Origin of the sequence: Arcobacter sp. LA11 (assembly GCF_001895145.1) — a bacterium.
In the GTDB taxonomy this organism is placed as follows: domain Bacteria; phylum Campylobacterota; class Campylobacteria; order Campylobacterales; family Arcobacteraceae; genus Halarcobacter.
Genome location: NZ_BDIR01000002.1, coordinates 98,921 through 117,043, shown reverse-complemented (window position 1 = coordinate 117,043; position 18,123 = coordinate 98,921). Strand labels below are relative to the sequence as shown.

Sequence of the window (18,123 nt, the reverse complement as noted above, 5' to 3'; positions counted from 1 at the left end):
AAAGGTTAGAAGCTTTTGCTTCTAACCTTTTTTTATTTATATATTAAAATTAATTATGATAAAATGTTCCTTTAAAAAAAAGGACAGAAATGAAACTTCTTACTACTATTACGTTAGGAATATTAACAACTATTTCGCTTAATGCGAAAACAACAATGTGTTTTAAAGAAAATCATACTTCTATGACTACTATTGAAACTATAGCTTTAGATGGTGGAGCATGTAATTCTTCTAAAAATGTTCAAGATATGAAAAATGATGGTTGGGAAGTTGATGATATAAAAATTGAAAAAGCATCTACAGGAAACAATTATATTTATATTTTCAAAAAAGATGAAATAAATATGACATCAATTAATGAAGAAAAACTAGAACAAAAAATTTTACAAAGGTTAGAAACAAGAAAAAAAGAAGAACAAGTTGCTAGAAAAAAAGAAATAAAAATTAGAATGTCTAAAGATGGTAAAAAATTGTATATTAATAAATGTCAAAACTGTCATGGAGAAAAAGCAAATAAATTAGTAGGTAATTCAAGAGATCTAACAAAATTAAACTTTTTTGACTTTAAAACTACTATTAGGGACTATGGTTTAGGAGAATATGATAGAGGAACAGCATTTAGTATGCTACCTTATGCAAACTTAATGGATTCAAGAGATATTAAAAATGTATATTCATATATAAATAGTTTAAAACCAAAAAAAGATCAAAAAGATTTAGAAAAAGAGATAGAAAAGGAATCTAAGTAATTAATGGATGCTTATGAATATTCAGAATTATTAAAATTACTTAATATAAAACTTGGAAATATCAAAAATATCTTAAAACCTGAAGAATTAACTTCAAGATTAAAAGAGATTGAAGAACTTGAATCAGAACAAGAATTTTGGAATGATGTAGAAAATGCAACAAAAATTGGTATAGAAAAAAATAGAATCCTCTCAAAATTATCAAAATTTAATAAGGCAAATGATGCTTTAAGTGGAACAAATGAGCTGTATGAATTAGCTTCTGAAGATAATGATCAAGATACATTTGAACTTTTGCACGAAGAAGCTACTGAATTAGATGAATTAATCAAAACAACTGAAATCTCTGTAATGCTTTCTAATCCAGATGATCCATCAAATGCAATTATTTCAATTCATCCAGGAGCTGGTGGAACGGAATCACAAGATTGGGCTTCTATGCTTTATAGAATGTACCTAAGATGGGCAGAAAGACAAAATTTCAAAATAGAATTATTAGATTATCAAGACGGAGAAGAAGCAGGAATTAAAGATGTCTCTTTTATTATAAAAGGTGAAAATGCTTACGGATATTTAAAGGCTGAAAATGGAATTCATAGACTAGTTCGAATTTCTCCTTTTGATTCAAATGCAAAAAGGCATACATCTTTTGCATCTGTTATGGTGAGTCCAGAAATTGATGACAATATTGATATTGTAATAGAAGATAAAGATATTAGAATTGATACATATAGAGCTAGTGGTGCAGGAGGACAACATGTTAACAAAACCGAATCTGCAATTAGAATTACTCACATTAAAACAAATATAGTCGTTCAATGCCAAAATGATAGATCACAACATAAAAATAAAGCTAGTGCTATAAAAATGCTTAAGTCAAGATTATATGAATATGAACTAGAACAACAGCAAGCAGAAAAAAGTGGTACTGAAAAAAGTGATATTGGATGGGGACATCAAATTAGATCTTATGTCATGCAACCATATCAACAAGTAAAAGATACTAGAAGTAATATTGGATATTCAAATGTTGATGCCATCCTAGATGGAGATATTACAAAAATAATTGAAGATGTTTTAATCTCACAATCGAGTTAAATTACAAAATTTCAATAAGTAGTATATTTTATATACAAAAGAGTTAATTAAATTTTAAAAAAATTATAGTATAATTATCCCCTATATAAACAAACAAAGGTAAACAAATGAAAAAATTCGCAAAAATGAGTTTAATCGCTGCAATTGCTGTAGCTGGAACAACTGCATCTGCACAACCACTTGCAGAAGCAATTAAAAACGTAGATGTATCTGGTACAGCTACATACAGATATAATGACTATGAATTATCGGAAGCAAACAACAATTATAAAGTTGCTGTATCTTTAAAATCAAAAATTACTGATGATGTAACTTTTAATTCAAGATTTATTGCTGGTGATGATACTGCAAATGTATCTTTAGGAACAAGTACATCTGGTGATGGTAGTGTATCTGTAGTATTATCTGAAGCAAATTTTGCTTATACAGGTATTGCAAATACTGCTGTTGTTGTTGGTAAACAAGGTTTAGCTACTGCTTATACTCTTTCAAGAGATGCTATGGGTGATGAGCAAACTGGTACTGGTATCTTAGCTATGACAACTTTTTCTCCTGTAACATTATATGCAGGTTACTTTAACCAAACAAACTTCAAAACATCTGGAGATATTACTGGATTAATTTCTACTGGTGGAGAAGATTTAGCAATCGTTGGATTTATGGGTACATTTGGTGGAATTAGTGTTGATGCTTCTTACGTTGATTTACAAGATACATTTGATGCATATACTTTAGGATTAGATGCTTCATATAAAATCTCTTCAGTTGATATGAGTGCTTTTGCAAGATATTCTTCTTTAGATTTAGATAATGCTGATACGGATAATAACTTATGGAAAATTGGTGTTGCTGCAAATATGGGAATTTTTGGAGCGCATTTATCATACGGTCAAACTGACGAAGAAGGTGGAACTGTAGGTGTTGATGCTTCTGCAACTACTGGTTTTGATGAGCACTGGAGAGTTACATTATCTGGTGTTGCTGATGCTTCTGTAGTTTATGCAGGTATTGATGCACAAGTTACTGATAAAGTAAAAATTGCTTTAAACTATAGTGATATGGAAATTGATACTTCTGCAGATGATGATCAAACTGAGATTTATACTCAAGTTTCGTATAAGCATGCAAGTAACTTATCTACTTATGTTAGATTTGGTCAATTAGATAATGAAGCTAACCCTGAAAAAGAAACAATGGGTAGAGTTCACGTTCAATACTCATTCTAATATATATATTTAGAATTAAATAAAAAAGGTTAGAGTTTTACTCTAGCCTTTTTTTATATCTAAATTTATTTAGTCTCTATTACACAAAACTTTATAAGTACAATATTGACATATTTGATTATTATCACATTTTAAAAAGTTTACACTTTTAGTATTTAGATTATTAAAAATTTCTCTTAAAGATTCAAGTTTTTCTTCTAATACTACTTCTTCTTGTAATTTCATATTATATAAATCATAATAATAAGTTTTAATATTTGTAGTTTTATATAAATTTTCAATAGCTAAATAATAAAACTCTAATTGAAAATCAATTGCTTTTTCATAAGTTCTAATAGTATCTAATTTTAAATTACTTGAAGTTTTATAATCAAGTACAATATAAGTTTCGCCAAGTAAATCGACCCTATCAATAGTACCACGTAGTTTAATATCTTCATATTCTATTAAAAAAGGCTCTTCTAGACTAATGATTTTTAAGTTATCTTCAAATCTTTTCTCTTCTTTTTTAACAAATTCAACTAATTTTTTTTTCCATATTTCTAAATCTAGATTTAAAAAAGAGTTATTTGAAACTTTTTCTTTACTCATATCATTTATAATTCCTAATAACTTTTCGTAAGTATGAGTACCTTGTTTATAATATACTTCCAAAGAATTATGAATTATATTACCTAATTCATACCCTTTTGGTTTAATTGAAATATCATGTTCTTTTATCTTAAGAATATGGTTTAGATAATATTTTCTTTTACATTCTAAATATTCTTTTAATGAACTCGCACTCCAAGTTAATTTTGACAAATCAATATCCAAAATAACTTCTTCTACAAAATGTTTTATAGTTTTATTTGAATATAAAATATGTTTGTATGAATTATCAAAAAGTTTTTCATTAATATTTATATCAAAAAGAGTATTTGCAAATCTTGATATTTGTTCATTATCATTTTTAACATAAGATATAAATACCTTACTAGTATTGCTAATTAACCTTTCATAATAATATTTTTGTAAATTCTCCCTATCTACTTTTGTAGGAAGATTCACTTTAGATTTAATATTTGAAGATAAAAATTTGTCTTTTACACTTCTTTTTGGTATATAATTTTCATTGAAATCACATATAATTACAGCATCAAAAACTAGTTTACGACTTTCTAAAAGTCCCATTACAGTTATTTTTCCAGAATTAACATCATCTAACGATATTTTAGATACTTTTTGATGTAATATTTTATATGCATCTTTTAAAGTGATTCTTTCACTAGATGAAAAAAATAACCTTTCAAGCTTAAATACTAATTCTTTAAATTTTTCAATTAATTCTTCATCATTTTCAAACAGTAAAAAATAATCCATAATTTTATTGAAATTTTCTGATGTTAGATTTCTATTCCAATGATTTTCAAAAATCTGAACTATTACATTCTTATCTAATTTTAAAAATTCAATATTTTTTGTATTTTTTATATCTTTTTCATTTATATATAAATATATTGCATCAATAACTTTATATAAATTTGATGTATATATATTTAAGCCCATAGCATAGTTAAAATAACGTTCTTTGTCAAAAAGAGATATCCTGCTAGCAAAACTCTCTTCTGGCAAGATAAGAGCTATCTTAGATGCTTCTATACCACTATTTACTAAATCCGAAACAGATTTTTTGATAAATGCTATTTGATTAATTCTAGAAGAAAAACCTTTTATATCAATTTCAACAGTTTTTTTTCTTATTTCTTCTTCACTTATAATTTCTTTATTTGAAAAATCAATTTTATATTCATGTTCTAATTTTAAATCAAATCCTAGATTAATAAATTTTTCTATAGATTTTTTATTGTATTTATTATATATAAAATTAATTTCTACTTTTGATTCTCTTGCAATCTCTTTTATCAAATTAAATTCAAAAGAAGTAAAATATCCTTCAAAATCAATTTCTATTCTTGAGTATCTTTTTACAAAATCATAATTTATTTTATAATGCTTTTCTATATTAATTTTATCAATTGCGTTATTCTTTTCTAATATCTCAAGATAACTTTTTTGAATAATTTTTAAAATATCTAAATGTTCACTATAGTATCCATAAGTATCTTCATTAGATATTGAATTTATATCTACATTTTCACTAGCAAGTTCTAAAAAAAATCTATAAATATAATCACTTTGCTTTATAAACTGTAAAAAGTTTGTTGATATTCCTAATTTTGAAAGATTTAAATTACTAACTGCTTCAACTAAATATAAAAACCGTTCTTCTTCATCAATATATTTACGATTTCCAAGATTTAAAGATTTTTTAAAAAATTCATCAATAGTTAAAATTGTAGGTAATAGAGTATTATTCTCTTTTTGAGAATTAATATATTCTCTAATTACTCTAGAAGTTGGGAAAACTAGAAGTTTAGATCTAGATTGCATTTGATTTTATAAAAAGATATCCCGTATCATTAGCTATTTTAAAATTACCAGTGATATTCCAATTTCCTTTTAAAGGCAGTTCAACCTCAATATTAAATTTATTATCTATAAATTCAAATTCCTTATTTGTAAAATCCATTGTGTTATTATGATTTGTTGGTCTAGATACTCTTAAAGATATTTCTATATCTTTTTGTTCTATACCATTTTTATCTTTTACTGAAATTACAATATTATTCTTACCGTTATTAAAAACATTTTTGTTTTCTGATTTTTCTTCAATAGCTCTTTGAGATAAAAAGATATCACTTATTATCAAGCCAAATTCTTTTTTATTTATTAAAATTTTAAAATCATATTTTTCTAAAAATTTTGCATTTGATAACACAACATCATTAAAATCTCTATCCAAATCATGATAAGATTTTAAAAATGCTTCATCTTCATGAACAGGCACTTTTATTGCTGACATAATTGTCCAAATAATCATTCCTAAAGTAAAGCTAAATATACTAATAAATAAAAGTGGCCAATAATTTCTTTTCATCAAGTTTTAGTCCTATTTTTTTCTTCTTAAAACTGCAAATGTATAGAGTAATAATCCTACTACTATTAGAGTATACATCAATACTCTCCAAACAGTTCCTGCAACTTTCCCAGAATTACCAATACTACTTTTTAATTCTATATTTTTAGAATCTGCAATAGTATCTGCAATTGCCGCATATCCATTTAATATAGCAGCACTTGCTTTTGCAAAAGTTGTATTTTTATCTTTTGAAGCAAGTAATGGTACAACATAATCATTTAATATTTCATTTTTGTCTATAACTTCTTTTAATTTTGAAGATACAATTAAATTTACATGAGTATCTTCTACTGCCATTGACAGTAAAACATAAGGCTTAACTAATGAGTTAGTAATTTGCCCTTCATATTCTTTAATATATTTAATTTTATCTTTTGTAGATATATTTTGTTTTAAACCCAAAGATTGTTTTGCATATACATAAATATTTACACCAAGTTTTGATTGAGACTCACTTCCAATTTCTTGGATTTTAGTAATTGCTCGTTTATCAATAAGTCCATCATCGCTTAGAACAAAGTTACTTGCATATAAAGTTGAAGATAATAAAAGTAGCAGTGAAAACACTGCTACCTTAAGAAAGTTAAAGCTAACCATTAACCTACATATACTCTTGCTGAATCAAAGAAAGATAAATATGCAGATAAAGCTGCAGAAACTAATAATAAAAGTCCAATAATCTTATCCATAATTTATCCTTATTGTGGTTTTCCAACTAATTCATAATGCTGACCATTTTCAGTACTATTGAATTTTAGAGCATTCAAGTCTTGATTAATTTTATAATAGTTTTGTGCTTCATTTTGTTGCACAACAACTGCATTAAAAACTAAAACAGCTAGTATTGCTAATAGTAAAACTGTAGCAATTAACATACCTGTAATCCCATGAAGAAGAGAAAATAGTCCTCTTTCATTTTCATTCATTTGTGAATTTCCAGCCATCTTACTCTCCTATACTTCTAATATAAGCTGCAATAGCTTTTTCTTGAGTAGCATTTAATCTACCTTTGAAACTTGGCATTATACCAATATCAGCTTTTTTACCATCAGTTAAAACTGATGTAATTACTGCATCATCATATTCTTTAATGTTAGGACCAACAAATGCAATACCTTTTCCATCTGCTCCATGACATCCTGCACATACACCATATGATGCTGGTTGTTCACCTTTAAATCCACCTGCAACATATGTTGAAACAGCTTCAATATCAGCAGCTTCTGTTAACATCATAGGAGGCATACCACCTGGATATGCAGTTTTATAATTGTTTGCACCATTTTTAATTACATGTTCTACTGAAGATTTTAAGATTCTTTTTGTTAAATCTTGTGCTTTTCCTTCAATACCTTCACCATCAACACCATGACAAGGTGAACATTGTACTAAGAATGTAGATTCACCCATTGCAACTAAAGTATCATTACTTGGGTTTTCCCATTTTGAAGCAAATTTGTTATTATACTCATTTACCTCTTCATTGTATTGTCCAATTTGAGAGAAACCGTTTGTTGGATAACCAACAGTCCAGTACCACATTAACCAAACTAGTGTTCCAATAAAAGCTAATCCCCAACCTGTAGGAATAGCATTCTTATACTCACCAATTCCATCCCATCTTTCTTCAGCTAATTCACCACTAGCTGTATCATTTTTCATTTGATTAATATATTTTAACGAAACAAATACTGTAATAACAATAATTGCCAATGCTCCAAGCATTGTTAAACTATTAATATAATCGTCTGTATCAAAAGCATCACCTGCTACAAAGTAAGTTCCTGCCATTAAAGCGACGATAAGAATAATTCCACCTATAACCATAGATTTCATACTATTTCTCCTTCTCTTTATTTTCTGTTTCTTCTTTTCTATTTTCGAGAGGATCAGACTCTATTGTATCATCATGTACTAAACTTGAATATTTTTCAAAATCTCTTTCACCTTTTTTATCTCTTTTATAAATAGAAAAAGCATAAGAATAAAACACAACAAATACGACTAAGATTAAGAAAAACTTTGCATAACCTTGTATCGTTACTAGAGTTTCATGATCCATTTTAACCTCTTATTTTAAAGAATTTAAATATGCAATTAATGCAACTATTTCAGGAACTTGACCGTTTGCAACGGCATCTTTTACAGCTTGATTTTTCATATCAGCTGCAATAGCTTTTGCATCAGCTTTTGCTTTTGCAATAGCAGATTCATATTCACCTAATTCAACATCAATTTTACCATCTCCATCAATATCTACATCATATGGAGTATTGAATACATTTTTAACTGTATATGCTTCTGCATATGCAGTATCTAAATCAGCAATATTTGTAAACTGATGAGGATATGCTGGCATAACTGTACCAGGAACAACTGAAGCTGGATCCATCATATGATTCTCATGCCAATCTGTAGTTCTATAGTTACCAACTCTCCATAAATCTGGACCTGTTCTTTTTGATCCCCATAAAAATGGTCTATCATAAGCATACTCACCAGATAATGAATACATACCATATCTATCAGTTTCTGATTTAAATGGTCTAATTAATTGTGAATGACAAGCATTACAAGAATCTTTAATATAAACATGTCTACCCGCTAACTCTAATACAGAATAAGGTTTAGTGCCAACTGTAGGTCTTGATTGTTTTGCAAAATCAGGAATTACTTCAATAATACCTGCAAATGCAACAAAAATAAATACTAATACCGCAAAGAAAAACGGTCTTTGTTCAAACCAATGAAACATAATTACCCTCCTTCTTACGCAGCTACTGGAGTAGCATTTGTTGGTTCTTTATCAAGTACTCTACCTGCAGTTGCAGTTTTGTACATGTTCCAAGCGAACATAAAGAATCCGATTAGGTACATTAACCCACCAACAGCTCTAATTGTATAATATGGTTGTAATACTGTAACAGTATCAATGAAAGAGTAAACTAATGAACCATACTCGTCATAAGCTCTCCACATCATACCTTGAGTAATACCTGCAATCCACATAGACGTAAAGTATAATACAATACCAGTTGTTTGTAACCAGAATTGAGTATCCATTAACGACTTAGAGTAAATTTCTCTTCCATACATTCTTGGTGCCATATGGAATAACGCAGCCATAATCATAAATACAACCCAACCAAGAACACCATCGTGAACGTGACCTGGAATCCAATCAGTAAAGTGAGCAATAGCATTAACAGATTTGATTGACTGAATTGGTCCCTCAATTGTTGATAACATATAGAATGTTGAAGCTAATACCATAAACTTAATTAGTGTATTTGTTTGTAGTTGTTGCCACTCACCTTTCATAGTTAAAAGCATATTAATTGCTGATCCCCATGATGGTAAAATTAATACAACTGACATTACAGAACCCATAGTTTGCATCCAATCTGGAACAGTTGAATAAATAAGGTGGTGTCCACCAGCCCATAAATAAACAAACAATAATCCCCAGAAAGCTAAAATAGATAACTTATATGAGTATACGTTTTGTCCAGACTCTTTTGGTAAAAAGTAATAAATCATAGCAATAATAGGAACAGTAAATACGAAACCAACTGCGTTGTGTCCATACCACCATTGTACTAATGCATCATTTGTTCCAGCATACATAGAAACAGAGTGAATCCATGAACCATAACCAGAATATAACATTGTTGGAACTTCCATGTTATTAAATAAGTATAACATTGCAACAGCAATAAAACATGCTATAAAATACCAAATTGAAATATATAATGTTCTCTCTCTTCTAATTCCGATTAAACCGAAAACAGAGATACCCCATAATACCCACCATACTACTACTAAAATGTCTATTGGCCACTCTAATTCAGCATACTCTTTTGAAGTTGTAATACCCATGAATAGAGTTACAACAGCTAAAAGAATAGTAATGAAATAAAGTAAAAAATGTAGCTTAGCTACACCCATTAAAAATGGAGACTCTTTTAGAGAAACTTTTAATACTCTTTGCGCAATGTAATACCAACACGCAAAAATACCACTTAGAGTAAAACCAAACGCAACACCATTTGTGTGTAAAGGTCTTAATCTACTGAATGTACCATATTCCCCTGCTAAGTTATTTAACTCAGGAAATGCTAATTGAAACGCCAGTACGACACCAATTGTCATACCAATGATACCAAACAGAATTGTTGCAAATGTAAACGCTTTTGCAATTGAGTAATCATACTCGATTTGTGCACCGTTTTGCATCAATCTCCTCCTACTAATTTTTTTAAGTCACTTTTTTGTCACTTATCAGGGTTATCATAGCTAAGGAAAGCTTAAAATTAACAAAAAATTAACAGTTTTTTTTAATTAATATAACAACTTTAATTTTTTAAGATTAGTTTAAAGTTAGTTTTATGTAACTATTTGTTACATATACAAGTTCTATAAGATAAGCTTATGCTATTTATAGTTCTTAAGAGCTTGCTCAGTCTCCCTTTTCATAGTCCTTTTTTTAAGGTCTTCTCTTTTATCATGGAGTTTTTTCCCTTGAGCTGTTGCAATTTGCATTTTTAAAATATTTTTTGAATTAAAATACATTTTAATTGGTACTAATGTTATACCATCTTTTGTAACTTTAGTAAATAATTTTTCTATTTCTTTTCTATTTAATAAAAGTTTTCTATCTCTTCTTTCATCTGGCCTATATGTACTATGTGCTGTACTTAAATGAGTAATATGCATATTTAAAACAAATATTTCATTTTTTATAATTCTCACATGGGAATCTTTTAAATTAACTCTACCATCACGTACTGCTTTTACTTCACTACCTTCAAGCACAATTCCAGCTTCGTACGTATCTAATATTATATAATCATGGAAGACTTTTTTATTTTTAAAAACCTGATTTTTACTTATCTCTTTTTTACTCATTACTTACCTTAAAAAATGAACTACCACTACCACTAAAATGCCACTCATTTTTATTATATTCACTTAATTCTGGATATATGGCAACTGCAGGTTCAAATAAATCATTTGCTTCTTTAGTACTTAAAATTGCCAATATTTCCTTTGATTTTAAGTTTAATAGTTTGATTTTATCTTTTTTAGAAATTTCTTTATAAAATAATTCTCTAAATTTATTAAATATTTGACCAGTATTACACTCTATTTTAGGAGTAATGACTTCAATATTTAAAATCTCTTCATCAAACTTTTCTACTATTTCACCAATACCAGTTACATTTGCACTATCATATTCATATATAAAAAAAGGCACATCTGCACCAATAGTAAGACCAATTTTTACAAGTTCATTTTTTGATAAATTCAAATTACATACATCATTAACCATTAACATAAAGGTTGCACAATTTGAACTACCTCCACCTAAACCTGCAAATTCAGGAATATTTTTATCAACTTTTACAGAGTGATTTTTAAAATATTCTTCTACTTTTGGTGATATATTTTTTAATTGTTCATATACATTATATATAGTGTTCTTTTTTATATCACATCCAAAGTCACCAATTAAAGTAAATTTTTCACAATATTCTTCTACAAAACTAATTTCATCATATAAAGAATGGACTCTAACAAATCTTGAAACTAACTCATGATAGTTGTTTCTCTTCCCTGCTATTTTTAAAAAGATGTTTACTTTAGCATATGATTTTTTTATCAATTTAATAGAACCTTATTAAGAAGATATTTTACTTCTTCATTTTCAATTTGAATTATACTAAAAAAATCATCAAATTTTATTAGATAATTACCATCTTCTTTTGTTTCTAAAAAATCAATATTGATTTTTTTTCCATCATTTAACCACTCTTTAGTTCCCAAATAATTGTTTTCTTTTAAATCTAAATATTTTAAAGGATTTAAATCTTTTTCATTTTCATAAAAAAATTCACCCTCGTTTAATCTATTTAAATAAGATAAGGTACCTACTCTATTTATTCTTTCAAGTAATATTTGAGCTAAGCTTCTTATATATGAGCCTTCACTAACTGTTGCTTCAAAAGTAATAAAAGGATGAGAGTATGAAATAAACTTTGTATCAACTATATTCATAATTGATTTTTTCATTTCAAACTCTTCTCCTGCACGGGCAAGGTCATAGGCTCTTTTTCCATCTATTTTTTTTGCAGAGAATTTAGGAGGTGTATATTCTATCTCTCCTATTAAACTTTTTATCTCTTTTTTTAATAATACTTCATCTATTTTTTTTTCATCTTTTATATCAATCATATTTTCAATATCAAAAGATTCAGATGTGGCTCCTAGCCAAATAACTGCTCTATAAGTTTTTGGAGTTTTTTTAAGATATTTAAATAGCTTTGAATACTGCCCAAATGCAACAATTAAACATCCACAAGCAAAAGGATCTAAAGTTCCCGAAAAACCTGCTTTTTTATTCTTATATTTTCTTTTTATTTGATTTAAATATGAGTTTGAACTCCTAAACATCGGCTTATTTACAACAAGCAATTTATTTAGAGGCTCTTTATTATATAATTTTTTTTGCATTGATCCCTAATTACATTTTTTCAACAAAACTTGAAAGAATATCTCTTCTTGTTCCACCAAAATTAATAGTAAGTTTAAAATCTTTACCAGCTTTACCAGCTTTTTGAACTCGTCCCATTCCAAAGATTTTATGTTTTACCAAATCACCTTTTTTAAAGCAAGAGTGTTTTTCAATAGTTAAACTACCTTTAATAAGACCAGATTCACTTAAAAATCTACTTTTTAAAAGTGTAGCTCTTTTACCTTTATAAAATCTAGAATGAACAAAAGATAAAGTAAGATTATCCATAGCTCTAGTAATAGCTACATATCCAAGTCTTCTTTCTTCTTCAATATCACTACCATCTCCAATAATTGGGAAAAAACCTTCTTCAAGTCCAATAATAAATAGATGTTTATATTCCAGACCTTTTGAAGAGTGAATACTCATCATAGAAATAGCTTGTTCTGTTAATTCACCTTTTTCTGATTCTAAAGCAATTTCATTTAAAAAATCTTCCAAACTTAAATGTGGATTTTGAATAAAATAGTCTCTAATATATCCATAAAATTCATCAATATTTGCTTGTCTATCAAATCCATCAGGAACATTGTCAAATGAGGCTCTATAATCAAAAGTATCTTCAAATGAATCTAAAAATCTCATTTTTGATTCTTCTAAAGCATCTCTTAAATCCATCACTGAAGCCATAAATACTTTTAAGGTTCTTGAGTTCTTTTTTCCTACAATAGCAGCAAGTTCTTCTGCATTAAATTCTTCTAGTATTGTAAAAATTGGTTTTTTAAGTTCTACAGATTTTGCATCAAGCTTATCTATAGTAGTTTTACCAATTCCTCTTTTTGGTTTATTTATAATTCTTTTTAATGAAAAGTTATCAGTAGTATTAGTTAATATTCTAAAATATGCAATTAAATCTTTAATCTCTGCTCTTTCGTAGAACTTCATTCCACCAACAAGTCTATAGTTTATTCCAGCTCTATTAAAACCTTCTTCTAATGACCTTGAAAGTGCATTAACTCTAAATAATACTGCAATATCTCTCCCACTTACACCTGTTGCAACTAGTTTTGTAATATCATCTATAATTTTTCTTGTTTCTTCATTTTCATCATGTGATTCATAAACTTTTATACTATCACCTTTAGCTCTAGTTCCAACTAATTTTTTCCCTAACCTATCTCGATTATGTTCAATTAATTGATTTGCATGTTCTAGTATCGTATCTGTTGATCTATAATTTTCTTCAAGTTTTACAACTGTAGTATTTTCAAAATGCTCAGTAAAATTTAATATATTTTTAATCGTAGCTCCACGCCAACCATAAATAGATTGGTCATCATCACCTACAACACAAAGATTATTGTGAGTTGTACATAAAAGTCTTAATAACTTATATTGAAGTTCATTTGTATCTTGATACTCATCTACCATTACATATTGATATCTTTGACTAGTCTCTTTTGCTAAAGATTCATTCTTTTCTAAAATTCTAAATGGTAAAAGTAGTAAATCATCAAAATCTACTAAGTTGTTTTTTAATAAATACGCTTCATATTTTTCATAAACATCTGCTATTTGTTGATAAAGTTTTAATTGTGCAGCTAATTTTGCTTCAGTTGGTGTTAAAAGAGTATTTTTATATTTTGAAATTTCACTAACTAAAATTGAAGTTGTAATCTCTTTATCTATTGACTTTAAAATTCTTTTTTTGTCATCATTATCTATAATTATAAAGTTGTTTTTTCTTCCTAATTCACTCATATGAAACTTAAGAAAAAGTAATCCAAATTTATGAAATGTACATAGTAAAGGTGGAGTATTTATTGCAGATGAGTCAATCAATGAATAAGCACGTTCTCTCATTTCTGTTGCAGCTTTATTTGTAAAAGTTAGCGTTAAAATTGAACTTGGATCTATCCCAATCGAAATAAGATAAGCTAATCTAGTAGTAATTGTTTTAGTTTTACCAGAACCAGCACCAGCTAATATCAACAAAGAACCATCTATGTGCTTTGCCGCATTTTGTTGAGATTCATTCAACGATGATAAAAAGTTTTCTGACATTTCTTCTCCAATAAATATAAATTATATCATAATTTGTATAAATTAATTAAGCTTCTTAATAATTCTATTTATAAACAAATGTTATTATAATCATTAGATTTAATTAAAGGTAACAATGATGTTAACAGATTTTGCAAAACTAGAGACTTTTTTAACAGTAGTAAGAGAAAAATCCTTTTCCAAAGCTTCTGCAAAACTTGGTATTTCTCAGCCAGCTGTTACACAACAGATGAAATTTATTGAAGACTATTTAGATGTCCAAGTCGTTGATAGAAAGAAGAATGGAATTAGACTTACAAAAGAAGGTCAAATGTTATATGCAATTGCACAAAAAATAGAAAGATGTGTAAACAATGCAGAAAAAGAAGTATTAAAAATAATGAATAAAGATGTTACTTTTGTATTTGGTGCATCATTTATTATTGGTAATTATATTTTACCAAGATTTTTAAATAACCTAAAAGAAAATATCAATAACGATGTATCAATTAATGTTTCTGTTTCACATAAAGCAATTGAAGATTTACTTGATAAAAAAATAGATATGGCTTTAGTTGAAAATTATATTCCAGATGATGATATTATTTATAGAGAATGGATGGATGATGAAATCGTAATATTCTCAAACCAAAAACTTCCAGCAAAAGCAAAAGCTGCTGATTTATTATCTTACAAATGGGTATGTAGAAATCCTGATTCAAATACAAGACTAATATTTAAAGAATCATTAGAAAAAGCAAATTATCCAGATTGTGATACATTTGATGTAACATCTGAAGTAACAAGTGCAACAACGATTGTACAAACAGTTTTACACTCAGATAAGAATGAAACACCAACAGTATCAATTGTATCTAGAAATGCTATTGAGTCACTACTAAAAGCTGATGCACTATATGAATCTAGAATTGGTAATCATAAAATGACAAGAAAACTATATATTGCATATAGAAAAGATAGAAAACATGATGCATTTATAGAGAATGTAGTTGACTATTTACTAAAAATAAAATAATACTAGGGTTTTCCTAGTATCTATTTTAATACTAAATATCTTTTAGTATTTTAAACCTTCTTTTATCAAAGCTTTTTTAATATTTTGAATTTGTTGATGTTTATTTCGACACCAGTTAGGTGATAATAGTGTACTATCATCAATTCCTGCTGTTACTCTTTGAACAGATACATTATCAGGAAGATTTTTAATTGATTTTACAACCGTATCAATATATAACTCTTCAGAAATAGGAGTAAATCGTCCCTGTTTGAAATCTTTTGTTAACAATGTATTTTTAACAACATATAAAGGATGAAACTTAATTGAGTCAACATTTAAATCTATAGTTTGATTAAATGTTTCTAGCATCATCTCTTGATCTTCATCAGGAAGTCCATAAATCAAATGTCCACAAACTTTTAGGTTTCTCTGCTTTGTTTTAGTAATCCATGTTCTCATATTAGAAGCATCATCACCACGATTTATTTTTTCTAAAGTTTCATCATAAAAAGATTGAATTCCATACTCAACCCATATCTCTTTATCTTTTGATAACTCTTCTAGAAAATCTAAAATTTCATCTGTCATACAATCAGTTCTTGTACCAATTGAAAGACCAATTACATTATCAAAGCTAAGTGCTTTTTTATATAAAGCTTTTAAAGTTGCAAGAGGTGCGTAAGTATTTGTAAAAGATTGAAAATATACTATAAATTTTTTTGCTTCAAATTTATTTTCAAGTCTTTGTTTTGTTGCATCAAATTGCATTTGAAGTTGTTGAAGTTGTTTATCTAAAAAAGGATTTTCTTCAACTCTTGGATTTAATTTAAAAGAAGGCTTTTTTTCTTGTAAATTTGGTGAAAAAGAATCATTCTCACAAAAAGTACATCCACCTTTTGCAACTGTTCCATCAATATTAGGACAGGTAAATCCTCCAATAGAAATTGGAACCTTATATACTGTTTCTCCAAACTCACGTCTGAAGTACCTACCAATAGTAAGTACTTCTTTTAGATTATTTTTCAATATATCTTTACTTTTTAACGAAATAGTCACCGTTGAAACTCTCTAATGCATAATTTCTATCGTTTCCAATAGAGTTCTTTAAATCTTCTATAGATAAATATTCTAAACTATCTGCTTCAATATATTTACATACTTCATCTTTAGACATATTATTTGAAATTAATTCTTCTTTATTTGGAGTATCTATTCCATAATAACAAGGAAACTTAATTTCTGGACTTGCAACTCTAAAATGAACCTCTTTCGCGCCAGCATCTTTTAACATTCTAACTATTCTTTTAGAAGTAGTACCTCTTACAATTGAATCATCAATAACAAGTAAAGATTTTCCTTCAATCAGAGATCTCATTGGAGAAAGTTTCATCTTAACTTTCATACTTCTCATCTCTTGAGTAGGCTCAATGAAAGTTCTTCCTACGTAGTGGTTTCTAATAATTCCATATTTAAAAGGTATTCCACTCTGTGCTGCATAACCAAGAGCAGCAGGAACTCCTGAATCTGGAACAGGAACAACCATATCATATTTAGTAGAACTTGTAGAGTCATTTTTAGCTAAAGTTTTTCCCATATTTTCTCTTGTTTCATAAACAGTCTTTCCATCTACAAAAGAGTCAGGACGCGCAAAATATACATATTCAAAAGCACATGGTCTAAAATCAGGTTCAAATAATTGAATTGATTCAGGTTCTTCATGTCCTTCGCTAAAAATCAACATCTCACCTGGTTTTACATCTCTTATAAACTCTGCATCAACTAGTTCAAAAGCACAAGTTTCACTTGCTACAATATAACCACCTGATTTAATTTTCCCTAATGATAAAGGTCTAATCCCATATCTATCTCTAATAACAAATTGCTTATTTCTAGATTGGATAATAAAACAGTAAGCTCCAATAGTTCTATCTAAAGCTTCTTTAATTCTATCTCTTAATCTATCTTTCGTATTCTTTGCAATTAAATGAATTAAATTTTCAGTATCCATTCCTGTTTGGAAAATAGCACCTTTATCAATTAAATCATTTCTAACTTCTTTTTTATTAATTAAATTTCCATTATGTACAATAGAAATTTCACCAAGCTTATACTTTGCAAATACTGGCTGTGCATCTAATATAGAATCTCCACCCGCAGTTGAGTATCTATTATGACCAATAGCCATATTACCTTTTAAATAGTTCAATGCTTCATCTGTAAATACTTCAGATACTAAGCCTCTATCTTTTTTAGTAAAAATTTTACCTTCACATGATGAAGAGATTCCAGTTGCTTCTTGTCCTCTATGTTGCATTGAGAATAGAGCTAAAGATGCTAATCTTGCAGCGTTTTCATTACCGTAAATACCAACTATTGCACACATTTATTTAACCTTTAAAAAAACAAAAAGTGAAAGTGTAAATGTCTTTTTATTTTCCATAATTATTTATTTT

The 18,123-nt window shown here is 27.8% G+C and carries 18 protein-coding genes; 4 read left to right on the top strand and 14 right to left on the bottom strand.

The window, feature by feature from the left end; translation table 11 throughout:
• The first annotated feature begins 89 nt into the window (after window positions 1-89).
• The 3 genes from BT997_RS02550 to BT997_RS02540 all read left to right on the top strand — a co-directional run bounded on the left by BT997_RS02550 (window position 90) and on the right by BT997_RS02540 (window position 3,073).
• On the top strand, window positions 90-749 hold the full coding sequence (locus BT997_RS02550; protein ID WP_072679832.1) for a cytochrome c: 660 nt from the start codon (window positions 90-92) through the stop codon (window positions 747-749).
• Between the two features lie 3 nt (window positions 750-752).
• Entirely contained in the window at window positions 753-1,847 is a 1,095-nt protein-coding gene (gene prfB / locus BT997_RS02545; protein ID WP_072679831.1) for a peptide chain release factor 2, read from the top strand.
• A gap of 107 nt (window positions 1,848-1,954) precedes the next feature.
• Window positions 1,955-3,073, top strand: coding sequence for a porin (locus BT997_RS02540; RefSeq protein WP_072679830.1), 1,119 nt, complete (start codon window positions 1,955-1,957; stop codon window positions 3,071-3,073).
• A gap of 69 nt (window positions 3,074-3,142) precedes the next feature.
• Here the strand turns inward: BT997_RS02540 and BT997_RS02535 are convergent, their stop codons facing one another.
• The 12 genes from BT997_RS02535 to BT997_RS02480 all read right to left on the bottom strand — a co-directional run bounded on the left by BT997_RS02535 (window position 3,143) and on the right by BT997_RS02480 (window position 14,673).
• Window positions 3,143-5,506, bottom strand: coding sequence for a PD-(D/E)XK nuclease family protein (locus BT997_RS02535; RefSeq protein WP_072679829.1), 2,364 nt, complete (start codon window positions 5,504-5,506; stop codon window positions 3,143-3,145).
• Window positions 5,496-6,053 carry a hypothetical protein gene (locus tag BT997_RS02530; RefSeq protein ID WP_072679828.1) on the bottom strand — a complete coding sequence of 186 codons (558 nt, stop codon included), beginning with the start codon at window positions 6,051-6,053 and terminating at the stop codon, window positions 5,496-5,498. Before BT997_RS02530 ends, BT997_RS02535 begins: the two co-directional genes overlap by 11 nt.
• Window positions 6,054-6,065: 12 nt before the next feature.
• Window positions 6,066-6,662, bottom strand: a complete 597-nt coding sequence (locus BT997_RS02525; protein WP_258239410.1) for a hypothetical protein — start codon at window positions 6,660-6,662, stop codon at window positions 6,066-6,068.
• Window positions 6,663-6,793: 131 nt separating this feature from the next.
• The gene (locus BT997_RS02520; RefSeq protein ID WP_083568405.1) at window positions 6,794-7,039 is read right to left on the bottom strand and encodes a DUF4006 family protein; all 246 of its coding nucleotides are present in this window, start codon (window positions 7,037-7,039) and stop codon (window positions 6,794-6,796) included.
• A gap of 1 nt (window position 7,040) precedes the next feature.
• Window positions 7,041-7,931 carry a c-type cytochrome gene (locus BT997_RS02515; RefSeq protein WP_072679826.1) on the bottom strand — a complete coding sequence of 297 codons (891 nt, stop codon included), beginning with the start codon at window positions 7,929-7,931 and terminating at the stop codon, window positions 7,041-7,043.
• A 1-nt stretch (window position 7,932) separates the two neighbouring features.
• Complete coding sequence (locus BT997_RS02510) at window positions 7,933-8,157, bottom strand: CcoQ/FixQ family Cbb3-type cytochrome c oxidase assembly chaperone (protein ID WP_072679825.1); 225 nt, start codon at window positions 8,155-8,157, stop codon at window positions 7,933-7,935.
• 9 nt (window positions 8,158-8,166) lie between these two features.
• Window positions 8,167-8,850: a cytochrome-c oxidase, cbb3-type subunit II gene (ccoO, locus tag BT997_RS02505; protein ID WP_072679824.1), complete on the bottom strand. Its 684-nt coding sequence runs from the start codon at window positions 8,848-8,850 to the stop codon at window positions 8,167-8,169.
• Window positions 8,851-8,864: 14 nt separating this feature from the next.
• The gene (ccoN, locus tag BT997_RS02500) at window positions 8,865-10,331 is read right to left on the bottom strand and encodes a cytochrome-c oxidase, cbb3-type subunit I (RefSeq protein WP_072679823.1); all 1,467 of its coding nucleotides are present in this window, start codon (window positions 10,329-10,331) and stop codon (window positions 8,865-8,867) included.
• Window positions 10,332-10,529: 198 nt separating this feature from the next.
• Entirely contained in the window at window positions 10,530-11,003 is a 474-nt protein-coding gene (smpB, locus tag BT997_RS02495) for an SsrA-binding protein SmpB (RefSeq protein ID WP_072679822.1), read from the bottom strand.
• Window positions 10,996-11,760 (bottom strand): 4-(cytidine 5'-diphospho)-2-C-methyl-D-erythritol kinase, encoded by a 765-nt coding sequence (locus tag BT997_RS02490; protein ID WP_072679821.1) that lies wholly within the window; start codon window positions 11,758-11,760, stop codon window positions 10,996-10,998. Before BT997_RS02490 ends, smpB begins: the two co-directional genes overlap by 8 nt.
• Window positions 11,757-12,608 carry a tRNA pseudouridine(55) synthase TruB gene (gene truB / locus BT997_RS02485; protein ID WP_072679820.1) on the bottom strand — a complete coding sequence of 284 codons (852 nt, stop codon included), beginning with the start codon at window positions 12,606-12,608 and terminating at the stop codon, window positions 11,757-11,759. Before truB ends, BT997_RS02490 begins: the two co-directional genes overlap by 4 nt.
• Before the next feature lie 10 nt (window positions 12,609-12,618).
• The gene (locus BT997_RS02480; protein WP_072679819.1) at window positions 12,619-14,673 is read right to left on the bottom strand and encodes an ATP-dependent helicase; all 2,055 of its coding nucleotides are present in this window, start codon (window positions 14,671-14,673) and stop codon (window positions 12,619-12,621) included.
• A 118-nt stretch (window positions 14,674-14,791) separates the two neighbouring features.
• Here BT997_RS02480 and BT997_RS02475 point away from each other — a divergent pair, with 118 nt between their 5' ends.
• Window positions 14,792-15,688 carry a LysR family transcriptional regulator gene (locus BT997_RS02475; protein ID WP_072679818.1) on the top strand — a complete coding sequence of 299 codons (897 nt, stop codon included), beginning with the start codon at window positions 14,792-14,794 and terminating at the stop codon, window positions 15,686-15,688.
• A gap of 42 nt (window positions 15,689-15,730) precedes the next feature.
• Here BT997_RS02475 and BT997_RS02470 read toward each other — a convergent pair whose 3' ends face one another.
• Together BT997_RS02470 and purF are read right to left on the bottom strand one after the other, a co-directional pair.
• Window positions 15,731-16,696, bottom strand: coding sequence for a TIGR01212 family radical SAM protein (locus tag BT997_RS02470; protein WP_072679817.1), 966 nt, complete (start codon window positions 16,694-16,696; stop codon window positions 15,731-15,733).
• A gap of 7 nt (window positions 16,697-16,703) precedes the next feature.
• Entirely contained in the window at window positions 16,704-18,053 is a 1,350-nt protein-coding gene (gene purF / locus BT997_RS02465) for an amidophosphoribosyltransferase (protein ID WP_072679816.1), read from the bottom strand.
• Window positions 18,054-18,123 lie beyond the last annotated feature (70 nt).